A 14,845-nucleotide genomic window follows, 5' to 3' on the forward strand; every position below is an offset into this window, starting at 1 on the left:
TTTGATTTTTAAAATTTAGCTGTCTTCTCTATCAAACTACTCAAATTAATTTTTATATTGAATTTTTGTAGTTTTTGCTCTATTCTTCTGATTGCTAACATATATCTATGTAACACTGATGTGCGAGACATATTAAGCCTGACAACCTCTTGGGATAACCACTTATATTTATCAGAAGTAATATTGAATTTTTTCAATTTTTTAATCTGTGTATTCCAGTCGTTATAAAAAAACAAATTGAAATAATGAATGGATGTAATGTCATCCCAATCCTGCAACCGTAGTTCTGGTGATAAGCGATTGTGTAAAGGTAGAGGATAACTGTAGTTGAGAGAGAAATGTTCTATGTTATCTACTAAGGCACATAGTGTCACCGACAAGACAGACTGTTCAACAAAGTAAATACCTTGAGGAGGAGTTATATCCAGGTGCATTACTTTGGTAAAATTTTCTTTCCAAGCTGTAAATATACCTGCACTTCTTCTCACAGCGACTAAACCAGAATTCCAATAGGCTCTAATTCTTTTATTGCCAATGGGAGTGTTAACAAATATCTCACGCTTGACTCCCAACACTTGGTATAATCTTTGCCAGTACCATTCTTGAGGGTCTTGTGAACCTGTCGAGCCGATTCCTTGCCCATACTCAGGACGTACCCGCACGTTACAATTTTCTGGCAGTAAAAATTCTGTTGGTTCAGCAAACAAGCATTTATCGCTATCTAGAAAAACTAATATTTCTGCATCAATATTCTGTTCTGCATAGGCACAAACTAAGGGTTTATTTGCTAAATAGTATTCATGAAATTCTTGGTTAATCGGAATTTGTTGGTGAATGACTTGTAATGCTGCAAAAGCTTCTTGGGTTTGGTGGGATATTGGCTCACCAACTCTAGGATGAAAACTATATATAGGTGTATCTTTTAAATTGCCACAGAACTTACGAATACTACTAGCCAGCATTAAGGATTGGGACTCTAATCGACCAGGTTCTGTACAAATTATGAAAGCTAAAGGTATTGACATAATAATTATTTATAAGGTTTTTGATTCATTAAAAACTAATTTTTGTTATGTAATATTGCCTGAAAAAGGGCTAAATAGCGACGGGCTTGAAGTTCTAAAGTAAATTCTCTTTCAGCTTTTTCTCTGGCGTAAAATGACAGTTTTTGTAGTCTCTGCTCATTTTCCAGTACCCAATTAATTCCTTGAGCAAAATCGTCGGCTTCGTAAGGTTTAGCTAAATAGCCGTTTTGCTGATGGTCAATAATATCTTTTAAGCCAGTGGCATTAAATGCCACAACGGGAGTACCACAAGCGAGTGATTCAGAGGCTGTCTGTCCAAAAGACTCTTGCAGAGATGGTACTAACATCACATCTGCTGCTGAGTAGACGGCTGCTAACGATATATCGTCGTGCAAGTGTCCTAAGTAGTGGGTTTTGAAGCCTAAATCAATTGGTTTTTCGGGTTGGGATGCACCAAAAATGACTATTTCTAAGTTATCGCTCCAAGCTGACTGGCTTAATTGTTGTAAAGCTGGTTGCAACAGATGAAACCCTTTATTTCTGTCACTGGTTGCTTGTATTGCTCCGAACAGTACCAGTTTTTTATCTTGGGGTAGATTGAGCATCTCCCGCGCAGAATGTTGACTGATGGGACGGTATTTTTGCGTATCTAGTCCGTGAGGAATCACTTCTATGGGTAGATTTTGGAACAAAGGACTAGAGCGAGCGCACTCTGCTAACCAACGACTGGGTGAAACCAAGGTAATCTTCAGGTTTTTCCAAGCTTTGGCTTTACGCTGCCATATCCAACGTGATATGTCTTGTTCATAATTACTATTAAGTTGAGGACAGGCTCCGCAGGAAACTTGATAGCGATCGCATTCTCCAATAACGTGACATCCTCCAGTAAAGTCCCCCGTGTCATGAATAGTCCAAACTAGAGGTTGTTTCAGCTTTGCCACTGTTTCTATTTGCATAAATCCTCCCCGAATCCAGTGCAGATGGATAATATCAGGAGCAATTTTTGCCACTTTAGAAGCTACTGTATCAGGCAACCACTGAACTGAATATGGGTTATGACTACGCTGAGGATAAAACTTTAATGGCAAGGCATCAAATGTCAGTTTTGCTCTAGCAATTCCTTGAAATAATCTAATTTCGGGTGCAATCACTGTTTTGTCATTAGTTAGCTTCTCTTGCACCAGCATCTGTGAGTTGACACCAATATGCCGTAGTCCACAATGCAATCTATAGGCAGCACGAGCTGCTCCACCATCAATATCAGATTTATTAATTAGTAAAACATTCATTATTTACTCCCTTACAGTTATTCGATTCGACGACATAAATTCTGCTTTCAAATCTTCTTTGATACCCATGCGTATTCGCTGATAGCTAAGACTTAATGATAAGGAAGTTGTGATATACATTAACCAGTTCCAACTCGGAGTTAGTAATCTGGCTTCGGAAAAATTGACGATAACAATGATAATTAACATTTGCATCGGCCAATAATCTTCTGGCTTTTTGGCTACTGAAATAATTCGACCTAATGCCAGGACAAAAAATCGTATAAATCCGGCTGCAAATACCAAAAAGCCTAAAAATCCTATGTCTAACAATAGTTCCAAGAAACCATTATGGGAATTACTCGCCCATTCGTAGGTTGCTCTGACATTAGCTGCTTCAGGACTATTCCAAAACCCGTAATATCCATAACCAAACCAAGGTCTTTCCCAAACTTTGGAAATTATTGGTTCCCAGAGATCAGCACGCCCGTTAAAAGTTAAATCTTTACCTGAAGTACCCACGATATTTTCAATATTAGTCATCAGTAATATTGTAGAAAGTGTGAGTAATATTAGAGCTAAACCAATCATAATAACTTGTAATTTATAATTGGTTTTTTTGAAAAATCTATAAAAAGGCAAAATTAGGATTATTGTTAATAAGATTGTCAAAGATGTCGTAGAACGGGAAAGGATAATTAGGGATGTAGCCACACCACATAATGTCCACATCAACCAAGTATATTGATAATTACTTAAGGCTAAGTGCAGAAAAATTCCCGCACTCCACGCCATCATGTATCCTAGCTCATTTTTATGTCCATAAATTCCACTCCACATTCCTGCTAATTCAGGGGCTTTGTGAATATAATCTGGCAGGAATGTAGAGAAAAACAGAGATAATAATGTGGCTACACCAAGAGCTAAAGCTATGAGCCTCATTTGCTCTCTTATGGAATAGCGCATGGCTAAATATATTGCTAACAAATATATTCTGATTAGCCCTCTTGTATAGTTCAGAGCAGTCCTAATATCTTCTGACCATAAAAGAGATAATATAACTATTCCTAATAAAATGAACTGTAAAGGCTCCTTGGTAATGACATATAAAAAACCTTTCCAGTAAGAAATTATAAAGAAGAAAAGAATTAAATATGAAACGTAAGGATTCAGGTCTAATATTGCGGAAGTAAAGAGGGGCGAGAGTGAGAATTATTAGAATCAGCAATTAGAGCTTGCACAAAAAAATCAATAACAGACCTACCTTGACGGCGACAAGTCTGCACTACCGTCAACAAATTGGCAGTATGTTGAAACCGCTTCATCGAGCGTGAACCACCACTAACCTTACGTTTTGTCACAGCTAAACGCAGCGAGCGTTCAGCGAGATTATTATCAGGAGGAACTTCAGGATGGTCAAGGAAATACCACCATTGGCTTGCTTTATCGCGCAAAGAACGTAAAAGGTTTCCAGCCGTAGCTCCTGCCAAGTTAATCCATTGATCAACAGAAAATTGCAACTTGAATTTGAATTGATTTATCCAATCGTTATAACTGTTTGAGTCAAGAGTTTCAAACCATTGAGCATAACTTCTGAAGGCTTCATCAATTAAATTGACAAAGGTTTCGCCGATAGCTTTGTTGTGAAGACCGGGAAGTTGAATCAATTTTTTGAAGTGACGACGTAGATGAGCCAAACATTTCTGTTGGGCAACAGCTTGATAGCCATTATAAACACTAAAATCATCGCTGCTGAGTACACCTGTATACTCAGTCCCTAAAATTGCTTCTAGTTCGGCTCTAGAACGAGTATCAGCCGCAGTAAACAGGCAGAATTCAGAATTAGCCACTACCCACAACCATTCTTTAACCCCTTTAACTGACCAAGGTGTTTCATCTACATGGATGTTAGGTTGTGTCTGTTTTACCCAATTACTTAACTCATGAATACTCGGTTCAATTGCTTGTTGTATTCGTTCATTGGTGGCGACTAAAGTTCCCAATCCAATTTCAATCTCACCAAGTTCCCAAAGCATTTCCTGCTGTTTTTCGTAGGGCATATGTGCATAGTTATTTGTCCACCCTAAAAATGCTTGTAACGACGTTCCTAAATCTTGTCCTGGAATAATTTCTTGGGGCCAGGCTGCTGTTTGTATATTTCCACAGCATTCACACACGCACGTATGGCGTTGATACTCAACTATTTCTATGGGACATTCTACTAGTTGCGCTACCGCGTGTTTTTCTACTTTTACTGCTAGGGGTGCAAATGCTTTTTGACCACAGTAAATGCAATCCGTTGGACGTAAAATTTCATAGCGATCTACTCTGCCAAAACCCTTTCGAGTTTTACCTTGATGTCCTGGTTGCCCACCTGGTTTCTTTTTCGGTGGGTTTGATTCCTCAAGGTGAGGCACTTTTTCTTTTTCGCTTTTTTTGTGAATGTCTTGTGATGGAGGTTTTGATGAATTAGAACTATCTAAATCTCTGCTGACTTTTAAACGCTCTATTTCTTGCTGTAGTTCTAATATTATCTTTTGTAGCTCACGTATTACCTTGCTCTGCTCAATGATGATGTCCACCAGTTCTTCTTTAGATAACTGGCTCAAACTTTCTCTGTCTAAATCTTGAGGCAAGTTTTGGTTCATATTTTTGATACTCCACCTCTACTGTCCCCTTTGTCAATACTCTGTTACCTGAATCCTTACTATGAAACTATATTGAATAAAGTATCTAGCTTGTCGCCACCTAAAGGAGAGGTGGAGATTTCTTGTGCAGGATGTATTGTTAATGCTCCTACAGCAATTAATAATAGTAATATAGTTAATATTTTTTCCGGTAACTTGACATTCATAGTGCTATTTTAATCGTTGTAGTAATTTATAGGGCATTATTTATAGGATTTTGAATAATTAAGTTTTTTCTTTAATTCCTCTTTAAAAATATCTAAAGCTGTTGCTTTATAAACAACTTTTTGTGTAAAAGTATCCGCTTCTACGTTACGAATAATGTATGGCGGATGCTTCAAGGGAAATTCCATTGGTTGGGTCGGTAGATTGATGAAGGAAAATTCCTGATTAGATGTAAAATGAGTTGCATCTGCACCCACGCCCACATTAGCAACTAAATTAACGTTGGGTGTAATGCTTAAACTCCCCTGCATCCAACAAGCAAAAGTCCATTGATAATCCCAAGTGATGCCTGTAGGATTTTCGTAAATAGTTTGAAATGTTCTACGCCAATAATTGACTGCTTTTGAGTCGAGCAGAATGTTATATAAAAGATTTTGTGCTTGCACTTCTTGCCAGAGTTTGATGTTTAAATCATAATGTTGCCAAGCACGTTTCCAAGTTGCCCAACCCCAACAGTGGCTATAGCGAGAGAAATAGTAACTATAATCTGTGAGTTTATTACCAGCTTGGACATTTTGTGCAGAAATACTAGAAATTCTCGTATCATTTTGATATTTTTCTAGTAATTCTTCACTAAATCGAAAAAAGCTATTATGTGGGATGCAGTCATCTTCTAAAATGATTGTCTGTTCTACCTGACTAAATACCCAATCTAAGCCGCTAGAAACTCTCTTTGCACAACCTAAATTAGTATCTGCATAATTCTTGATAACTTCGCATTCCCAATCTACTTTGTCAATAATAGCTCTGGTTGCTTCGCACTTTTGAGCTTCACCTGGGCGGTCATTCCGGGGGCCATCCGCAATGACAAAAAGTTTTTTCGGCTTGACTTGTCGAATCGCTTGGAAAACTTTTTCTGTTGTTTGTGGGCGTTTAAAAATAATAAAAGTTACTGGTGTTTCCATATTGAGTATTAGTTAGTATTTTAGTTAGTTTTAAACAGGCTAATATTTATAGAACAGCAGAAGTGACTGCAATTGAATCTTAAATATTTTTTGTGTTCTTCTATCGAAAGCATTGCAAAGGAAAGCTGCCGCAGCTTGGGATATAATTGTGGCGATCGCTGCACCTAGTCCTAAATATTGGGGAATCAGCAGGAAATTGAGAATAATGTTCAATATAGCCCCAAATACAGTCTTACCTAGAGTTACATGATTCAAACCTTCGGCAATAAACCAAGGTGATGATGCAAAACCAAGGAATACAAATATAGAAGTCCAAATATGTACGGCGAGTATTGCACCAGCGCCTGCGTATCCATTACCAAACAACACCATAATTATTTTGTCAGAAAGGAAAGTCATTGGCACAGCGATCGCCAAAGCTATACAAGTTAGTAGCCGAAACAACTGTCCTAGACGCTGATAGTAAACCCCGTCTGATTGATCCTTCGCTGCGTAGATTGATGGAGCTACAGAAGGGACAATCGCACCTGGAATAAAGTACCAAACTTCCGATATCCGCACAGCCGCAGAATAAACCCCTACCTCCTTATCCCCAATCATTTGACCCAACATGATCTGGTCAATTTTCATAAAAATCATGATGGCAAAGCCGGAAAAAATTAAAGGTAAACTCTCTTTGAGGAGTGTTTTCGCAACCTGAAAATTCCAACGCCATGACCAAAATGAAAATCCTTTAGATTGGTAAACAATAGCTAAACCAACTGCATTCATGGCAAATTCTGCCAAGGTTACCCAAGCAAATGCTAATAATGGTGCTTTTGTTAAAATTAGGGCTACTTTGATCAGCGTATTTAATAAAAAAGCTATATTTTTAGCAATAACAGCATATTTTGACTGCACCTGCGACTGGAACCATAATTCAATAGTATCCGCCGCCCTAAAAATTCCCGCTATTGCTAAAATAGCCACTAAGGATATCTTCAAAAATTCCCGTTCACCCAAGAATAGCGTAATACCAACTGCTAATAATACAGAGGCAATCCCTCCGAGAAATTTTAGCCAAAACGTGGTTCCTAAAATCTCCTCTTTATTTGATGATTCACGTACCACATGGCGAACCACTATTTCATCTAAACCCAAAGTCAAAACAGGAGTAAATAAAGTCACAAAGGCTAGCGCATAGTTAAACAGACCATACTGTTGCGCTCCTAAATAGCGTGCTATCCATACTCCCACCACCAGGCTTGCACCCATACGCAGGATGCGATCGGCAAACAACCAACCAGTATTAGCAATGATGGCACGCAAGCGAGAATGAGATTTTAATTTAGATAAGTTTGAAAGCCTTAATTTGCTTAGCATTTTTAATCAGATTTTTTGCTATTTGTCAAAATTCATAATATTTAGGGAAAAAATTGTGCCTTCTTTAATTAATGCTTACCTTAGTTGTAATTTCCCACTCAGCAAAACTTTGACAAGATAATTAAATAATAAAAGTATGCCCTTAATTTTCCAATATAAATTCTTCTCAAATAGAAATATGATTTTTAAATACGATATGAAATCTTGAGTATTAGGACATGGTATTGTTTTTAGCTCATTCAGTGATGTAAAAGCTAATAACAAAGGCAACTCTAAATTATTTTTTTGCAGAATGTAATTAAATAATGAATTGCGCTTCCAAAATCTCTTATATTCATAATCTTTATCTGTATTTACAAATTTACTATTATGAAATTGGTTATTTTGGTGTATCCTATACCTTACTAAAGGTTGAGACAAATAAAATTTCTTTGCTCCTACTAAAGAAGCCCCCCAAACCAAACAATCATCAGCCCTAACTCGCCAATCTTCTGTATTAGGAATAGGTAAAACTTTCCTCAGTATGTTTCTACGCATGGACAATGTTGAAGTTATCGAGCCAATCCATTCACCATTACATAAGGTTCTAATGACTGAATAACCCAAATCTACATCTATTTGATAATCTTGAAATATGCCTTCTACTGCTCCAAATTTTTTATAGGCACAAAATACAAAATCACATTCGCTACGTCTATCATAAAAATTCAGGGCAGTTTCTAAATATTCAGGTTCATAAGCATCATCAGCATCTAAAAAAAAGATGATGTCTCCAGAGGCATTTAAAAAAGCTTCGTTGAATGAAGATAGCTGACCTTGATTTTTGTCTTTTAATATATATTTAATATCTGCCTGTTGAGCAAACTTAGCTATCACCTCGGCAGAGTTATCTGTAGATGCGTCATCAACAATAATAATTTCATCAAATTTAACTGTTTGTTGTAAAGCACTAGCAACTGCTTCTGACAGAAAGGCTGCGTAATTATAATTATTAATTAAGCAAGACGTTTTGATTTTTTTTGTGTCCATAGGAAAGAGTTTGACAGGGGAACAAAAAACAAGAATGTAGGTTGATAACAACCAATTTTTCCTGAACTCACAAAAAGAATTTTATGATAGTGTATTTAGTTGTCAGCGATTATTCCCATAATTTATTTGTGATATTTTTTTGAAGATGTAAATGGAAATAATCGCCTCAATGAATATTCGATGATATCCTCTGCACCTTATACTAGGTCAACTTTTTCTAGACAACTTGCTTAAGCTACTAGATATGGAATTTGGTTCAAGTTGTCTGTATTTTGAGGAATAAATGTAACCGTTCGGTTCGTTTTTAATATTCACTCCATTGATGACTATTCCTAAAACCTTTTGACCTGACTGAGTTAAAAACTCTTTAGCTGCATTAGCACTATTAAAATCAACTACCCCCGGACGAACAACTAATAAAATTCCGTCAGTCAGGGTACTTAATACAGCCGCATCCGCTATGCCTGTTAGGGGTGGTGTATCAAAGATAATAAAGTCGTAATCCCTAGCAAAGTTACTCATCAATGTGGCCATGCGTTGAGAATCTAACATGGCTACAGGATTAGGTGGTAAAATTCCGCACGGAAGTACCTCTAAATTGGGCATTACTTCTTGTACTGCTTCATCTAAAGTTACTTGACCAATGAGGACGTTGGTTAGCCCGATCGCATTAGATAGATCCCAAATATGATGTTGTATGGGGTGACGCATATCTGCATCTACCAACAACACCCGACGACCAGCCTGAGCCATAGTTACAGCTAAATTTGCCGATACTTCTGACTTGCCTTCTTTAGGGACGGAACTGGTGACTACAATACTTTTGAGTGGTTTATCAGAACAGAGGAACTTTAAATTAACTTGCAGTATCTGATATGCGTCACCTAAGGGAAAGTAGGGGATATCTCTACCAATGATTTTGGGAACAGCTCTATCAAGTCCTGGTATGGGTATATCATCTTTAGTGTTTCTACCTAATGTAGGAATAACTCCTAAAACGGTGTATCTCAGGACTTCTTTAGCTTCCTTAACAGTCTTCACTGAGCGATCGATCAAGTCTATACTAAAGGCGGCAATGATACCTAAGAAAATACCAGCTACTCCACCGCCAATAATAAATAGAATTTTGCGGGGCCCCTCTGGGAAATCGGGAATTAAGGCATAGGAAATGACCCGCGCATTAGGAATCTTTTGGTTTTGAGCAATGTCAATTTCTTGGCGTTTTTTCAGGAGGGTTTCGTAGGTTCCTTGTGCTGCTTGTAGCCTCCGTTCTAACTCTCTTTGATTTTGTTCGAGTTTTGGTAAATAGTTGGCTCGTTTAATGTATGCCTCTCGTTGTTGCAAGAGTGTACTGATTTGTCTTTCTAAACCAACACGTTGTGACTCTGCACGAGTAATATCTGCTATGATGCTTTGCTTCAGTTGCCCGACCTGTAAGCTTCCCTGGGTAACCTGCGCTGTACCTGCTACTTGTCCTGTGCGATCTTTGAGCAAGTTTTTCAGAACTACAATCTTTTCTTCTAAGCTAGTAATTGCGGGGTGTTCAGATTCAAAGCGAGTACGTTCAACCGCTAATTTACTTTCTGTTTCTTGGAGTTCCGCTAGTACTTTCTGCACTCCCGGCGCTTGGCTCAATTCGGATGCGATGACACCTTGTTGTGAATCAACCTGAGCTTGAGCGCGTAACTGTTCTAAACGACCCGTAACGTCGTTTAGTTGTGCTTGTGCTTCAGAGATGCGGTTGCTAAGTTTGGAAACGGTATCAACCGCTACGGTTGCTTCCTGTTCTAGAGCAATAATTTTATTGATTTCTTTAAATATCCGCAGTTCTGACTCAGCTTTTTTGACGCTTGTCTCAGCTTTGGGTATTTCCGCAATCAGGACTTGTTTAGCTGTGAGTGCTTCGTCTTGATTGGCTTTAATATTTAAGGCTATATAATTGTCAATAACTTTATTGACAACTTTGGCAGCTAGTGCAGGATCATTACTCTTATAAGAAAGCTGCACAACATCTGTGCCTTTGATGCCTTCTATCTTTAGTTGTTTGGCAAAAATTCTAATTGATAGCGGTTTGCCATTTTTATCTTTAAGGTTAAGTGCTTTAATCGTTTGCTCAAGTACTGGATTTGAGCCAATAATTCTCACTTGAGTTTCCAAGGGGTTGTCATTCACATTCAATGGTTCTAAGCGACCAATGTCCTGTGGTAAACCAGTGAGTGAGGAAGTGCGATTAGTTTTAATCATCACACTTCCTTCTGCTTTGTATGAAGGCTTTTGTGAAAAGGCATACACACACCCAAGGGTTAGCGATAGTCCAAAAATTCCTACTACAGCTAACCAACGTCGTTGAAGAACTTCTACGTATTTGTGAATATCTACTTCTTCAAAACCTTGTAAAGAGTCCATTGTCATATATACAAACTTTTATAAAAAAGACTGTCGAAAGCAGATTATACCAGTGCTTATGAACCATTAACACTGTAGTCTACTTAACAATTTTCATGTTTTCTGTTTACTATCAGGAAACAATTTTTAGTTGAATTTACTCATCAGTTAATATTAACTAATGAATTTTTTACAAAGTGTACTTTTTGGGTTTAACCCATACACAGAACAGAATACAGTACACAATCTTGAATCTTTTGAGTGATGAAAGCACCTTCAACACATACAACTCATGCTCTCTGATTTGTTTAAAGTTCTACAGACAAAGTGACTTTAAAAGAACTGAGCTAAAAGAATATCAATACCTAAACTCTAAAGCACCCAAAAGATTTTTTAGTTGTAATAAACACCTGATTGGTGCTAAATTACCGATAATCGGCAATTTTTTCCTAGAATATAACTAAGGAATACTAGTGAGTTTGTTGATTGATAAGTAAGTTGTTATTCACCAAAGATATTCCCTGATATATATGCTTAATCAGTCATATCATACCATGTTTATGTAAAAACACTTAATGAAACAAGTTTACGGAAAATTCATATATTCTGTATTCTACTAGTAATCTCATAAGGCATTGTCTTTCCCTACTTTTAATCATTTCCAGGGCTTCAGCCTGAGACAGCCAAGTATTGTTGAAAGTTCATAATATAGGACAAAAGTAAAATTATTTAACGAGAGAATTATTTTTCGCCATACTTGTGGGCTGAGGAAAAGTTTTTATACTGTAGCTATCTCATAGGATTTACGCGAACAAGCCCGTCAATTAGCCGACGCATCAAATCAAGTTATAGCGATCGCTTTTTTGTCTTCTCCTCACTAACAGACTAGCCGATTGCAGACGTATTGAAAGATAACTTGTTCCCAAATTGACGTGTGAAGCCACTATTGACTCTAAGCAGTGGCGATATTTGGCAATATTTAAAGCTTGAGTTGTGTATCCGTGCCAAGACAGCCCTAAATCAGAAATCCTGGCAGTATCAAATCAGTAATCGGTTGGGTGCAAGCAAGTATAGAAGAGGGTACGACCGCGAAAGGTGATTCTGCCCAAACGCAACCCTAGCAATCCCCGCACTTAACTGCTGCCTATCTACGCCAAATCTATCAAGCTCAATTTTAGATCAGTAGAGCAGTGGACTGAAACTGAACTAGAACACCTAATAATAATCAGTGATATTAAACATATTCTTCAAGCACGACGGAAAGAAAACATGATGAAGCGTTTAATCTCAACTGCTTTCGCTACTTCTAGGTATTGATCCGTCATCATCTCAATTATGTAGCGGCAAGATAGACTGGGCTAGTTTTTAAATTAGCCCTCTCCCGATGAAAAATTAAATTTGCACAGATAAGAAAGCGAATGAGCCAAAGTTTAAATACTCAAGCAATTGCCATTGCGATCGCACTGTGTGAGGACGAATAGATCAATAAAACCAAACACCATACAAGTTTGACTCTGTCGAGCAGGAGGGCTGTTCAAAAATCCTACTGGAGAGTTACCCAAGTTTGCGGGACGTATTGCAATACTTCTCGGTTAAGAGTTAAGCAGTATTGAGAATAAAAAAAGTGATTGGTGCCAAAACTGCTGCAAGAAGTCATTCACGATTTCTCCAAATTGATTAATTTTTATCGCTTTTTAATGTGAAGAAATATTTCGCCAACAGTGTCTTCGCTACTTTCTCCCCCAAATGCAGGATGCAAGAGCTTTTTAATCTCTAGCTCAAGGAGCATTTAATTTCTAGAAAGCATAGTTACAAGTAGAAGCATAGGTGTGCAATACCTATGTACAAGTGAGGCTAACAATCATGTCAACTATGTCGGCTCAAATCGTTACATCGGATTTACTTGCAGAGTTATCCACAGAAGCAACGACGGGTACTTGGTCATCACAGCAGCTCACTTCTGGAGATCGCGGTACCTCCCATGCCCCGGCCCTGGCTGTCTATCGAGACAAGTTATTAATGGTTTGGAAAGGGAAGCTGGATGACCCGCACATTTTCTATTCTGTCTTTGATGGCAATACCTGGTCGCCTCAGCAGCTCACTTCTGGAGATCGCGGTACCTCCCATGCTCCGGCCCTGGCTACTTATCGAGACAAGTTATTAATGGTTTGGAAAGGGAAGCTGGATGACCCGCACATTTTCTATTCTGTCTTTGATGGCAATACCTGGTCGCCTCAACAGCTCACTTCTGGAGATCGCGGTACCTCCCATGCTCCGGCCTTAGCCACCTATCAAGATAAGTTATTAATGGTTTGGAAAGGGAAGCTGGATGACCCTCGGATCTTCTATTCTGTCTTTGATGGCAATACCTGGTCGCCTCAACAGCTCACTTCTGGAGATCGCGGTACCTCCCATGCTCCGGCCTTAGCCACCTATCAAGATAAGTTGGTGATGGTTTGGAAAGGGAAGCTGGATGACCCTCGGATCTTCTATTCTGTCTTTGATGGCAATACCTGGTCGCCTCAACAGCTCACTTCTGGAGATCGCGGTACCTCCCATGCTCCGGCCTTAGCCACCTATCAAGATAAGTTGGTGATGGTTTGGAAAGGGAAGCTGGATGACCCTCGGATCTTCTATTCTGTCTTTGATGGCAATACCTGGTCGCCTCAACAGCTCACTTCTGGAGATCGCGGTACCTCCCATGCTCCGGCCTTAGCCACCTATCAAGATAAGTTGGTGATGGTTTGGAAAGGGAAGCTGGATGACCCTCGGATCTTCTATTCTGTCTTTGATGGCAATGTGTAAACTCTTAAGAAACACATTGCGTAGGGTCAGAAATAGGAATGAGTTCCAAGCCAAAAGCCTGAGCTTTTTTCTTGAGGTTTTTGAGTATCCGTTCTCGATACTGTTGTTCGTAAGTATCAATGCCAGGGTCAATAAATGTATCTCCAGAAGTCCAAAGGCGATAAAAAATACGTGCCAATTTATGGGCAGCAGCAGTGATGGCCTTTGGAGCGCCAAGACGAGCTTGCATACGGCGGTAATAAGCGCCTAAAGCCGAATGGCTGCGGCAAAGAGTTTGAGCAGCCATTCGGAAAGCATTGGCAGCACGGTTGGCAACAGAACGAGTTTGAGAACTTTTAACCTTACCACCAGTCACGCGGCTACCAGTGCATAAACCTAACCATGAAGTAAAGTGCTTTACAGTTCAATACTGCTTAACTCTTAACCGAGAAGTATTGGGACGTATTGGTGTTTGTGTTGGAAAAAGCACCATCTATTAAACAATTGGTAGTATTCCGGTATACCCGCAGGTGATGAAGGTTTTTATCCAGACTTGCAAAATTTTCTCGCTTTAGCTGATCTCTCTGACCTGGATATTGGAGGATTTGTATTTGAGGGGTCTGCAATAAAAAATACACTTACTTTAGGGGCTGGTGATACTTTCAACTTCGACTGGAACTTCCGCACTAACGAGACACTTAACAAGGACTTCGCCTTTCTGTTGGTAGACGGTACACTGATTAAGTTGGCTGACTTCACTGATGCAACTCAAGCTGACAGTCCCTTTCTTCAAAAAACAGGGATTCGTTCTTATACCTTTAGTACTCCTGGAACCTACACCTTCGCCTTGGGAGTAGTGGATGTAGATGATTATGGGACTACATCGGCTTTGGAGATTAGTAACATCAAGCTAGAGAGAGTTCCAGTTCCTGAACCAAGTACTATCCTGGGTTTATTTACCGCCCTGGGTTGCAGCGTAACTATAAGGCGGTCAAGAAAAAAATCTACTTAAATACTAAGAGCCAAAAGGCTTTGGATAACCACTGCCATTGTCCTATCGGTTTGACTCCACAGGTAGTAAAGCGTCCCAGCAGTGTGTGCAGTCCAAAACGACTTTCATCTTGAGCAAAGTAGCGAATGGGGCATTGTTTATCTTTGCCACTGACCACTGACAA

The 14,845-nt window shown here is 38.9% G+C and carries 13 protein-coding genes; 2 read left to right on the top strand and 11 right to left on the bottom strand.

What is annotated here, in order from left to right; genetic code table 11:
- Positions 1-8 precede the first annotated feature (8 nt).
- The 9 genes from GSQ19_RS12125 to GSQ19_RS12165 form a co-directional block, all read right to left on the bottom strand.
- On the bottom strand, positions 9-1,025 hold the full coding sequence (locus tag GSQ19_RS12125) for a hypothetical protein (RefSeq protein WP_011318205.1): 1,017 nt from the start codon (positions 1,023-1,025) through the stop codon (positions 9-11).
- A gap of 35 nt (positions 1,026-1,060) precedes the next feature.
- Positions 1,061-2,314 (bottom strand): glycosyltransferase family 4 protein, encoded by a 1,254-nt coding sequence (locus GSQ19_RS12130; protein ID WP_011318206.1) that lies wholly within the window; start codon positions 2,312-2,314, stop codon positions 1,061-1,063.
- Between the two features lie 3 nt (positions 2,315-2,317).
- Complete coding sequence (locus GSQ19_RS12135; protein ID WP_011318207.1) at positions 2,318-3,259, bottom strand: O-antigen ligase family protein; 942 nt, start codon at positions 3,257-3,259, stop codon at positions 2,318-2,320.
- 209 nt (positions 3,260-3,468) lie between these two features.
- Entirely contained in the window at positions 3,469-4,941 is a 1,473-nt protein-coding gene (locus GSQ19_RS12140) for an IS66-like element ISAva2 family transposase (protein WP_011316419.1), read from the bottom strand.
- Between the two features lie 59 nt (positions 4,942-5,000).
- Entirely contained in the window at positions 5,001-5,147 is a 147-nt protein-coding gene (locus tag GSQ19_RS12145) for a hypothetical protein (protein ID WP_011318208.1), read from the bottom strand.
- A gap of 36 nt (positions 5,148-5,183) precedes the next feature.
- The gene (locus GSQ19_RS12150) at positions 5,184-6,110 is read right to left on the bottom strand and encodes a hypothetical protein (RefSeq protein WP_011318209.1); all 927 of its coding nucleotides are present in this window, start codon (positions 6,108-6,110) and stop codon (positions 5,184-5,186) included.
- Positions 6,111-6,149: 39 nt separating this feature from the next.
- Positions 6,150-7,472 carry a flippase gene (locus tag GSQ19_RS12155; protein WP_011318210.1) on the bottom strand — a complete coding sequence of 441 codons (1,323 nt, stop codon included), beginning with the start codon at positions 7,470-7,472 and terminating at the stop codon, positions 6,150-6,152.
- A 75-nt stretch (positions 7,473-7,547) separates the two neighbouring features.
- Complete coding sequence (locus tag GSQ19_RS12160; RefSeq protein WP_011318211.1) at positions 7,548-8,501, bottom strand: glycosyltransferase family 2 protein; 954 nt, start codon at positions 8,499-8,501, stop codon at positions 7,548-7,550.
- 207 nt (positions 8,502-8,708) lie between these two features.
- Positions 8,709-10,913 (bottom strand): GumC family protein, encoded by a 2,205-nt coding sequence (locus tag GSQ19_RS12165; RefSeq protein WP_011318212.1) that lies wholly within the window; start codon positions 10,911-10,913, stop codon positions 8,709-8,711.
- A 1,836-nt stretch (positions 10,914-12,749) separates the two neighbouring features.
- Between GSQ19_RS12165 and GSQ19_RS12170 the strand changes: the two genes are divergently transcribed.
- Positions 12,750-13,691: a sialidase family protein gene (locus GSQ19_RS12170; RefSeq protein WP_011318213.1), complete on the top strand. Its 942-nt coding sequence runs from the start codon at positions 12,750-12,752 to the stop codon at positions 13,689-13,691.
- Positions 13,692-13,695: 4 nt separating this feature from the next.
- Here GSQ19_RS12170 and GSQ19_RS12175 read toward each other — a convergent pair whose 3' ends face one another.
- Entirely contained in the window at positions 13,696-14,046 is a 351-nt protein-coding gene (locus tag GSQ19_RS12175) for a hypothetical protein (RefSeq protein WP_185478895.1), read from the bottom strand.
- Between the two features lie 177 nt (positions 14,047-14,223).
- Between GSQ19_RS12175 and GSQ19_RS12180 the strand changes: the two genes are divergently transcribed.
- Entirely contained in the window at positions 14,224-14,682 is a 459-nt protein-coding gene (locus tag GSQ19_RS12180; protein WP_011318214.1) for a PEP-CTERM sorting domain-containing protein, read from the top strand.
- Here GSQ19_RS12180 and GSQ19_RS12185 read toward each other — a convergent pair.
- Positions 14,675-14,845, bottom strand: a complete 171-nt coding sequence (locus GSQ19_RS12185) for a hypothetical protein (protein ID WP_153228458.1) — start codon at positions 14,843-14,845, stop codon at positions 14,675-14,677. The two genes, GSQ19_RS12180 and GSQ19_RS12185, sit on opposite strands and share 8 nt — an antisense overlap.

Source organism: Trichormus variabilis 0441, from assembly GCF_009856605.1.
Lineage (GTDB): Bacteria > Cyanobacteriota > Cyanobacteriia > Cyanobacteriales > Nostocaceae > Trichormus > Trichormus variabilis.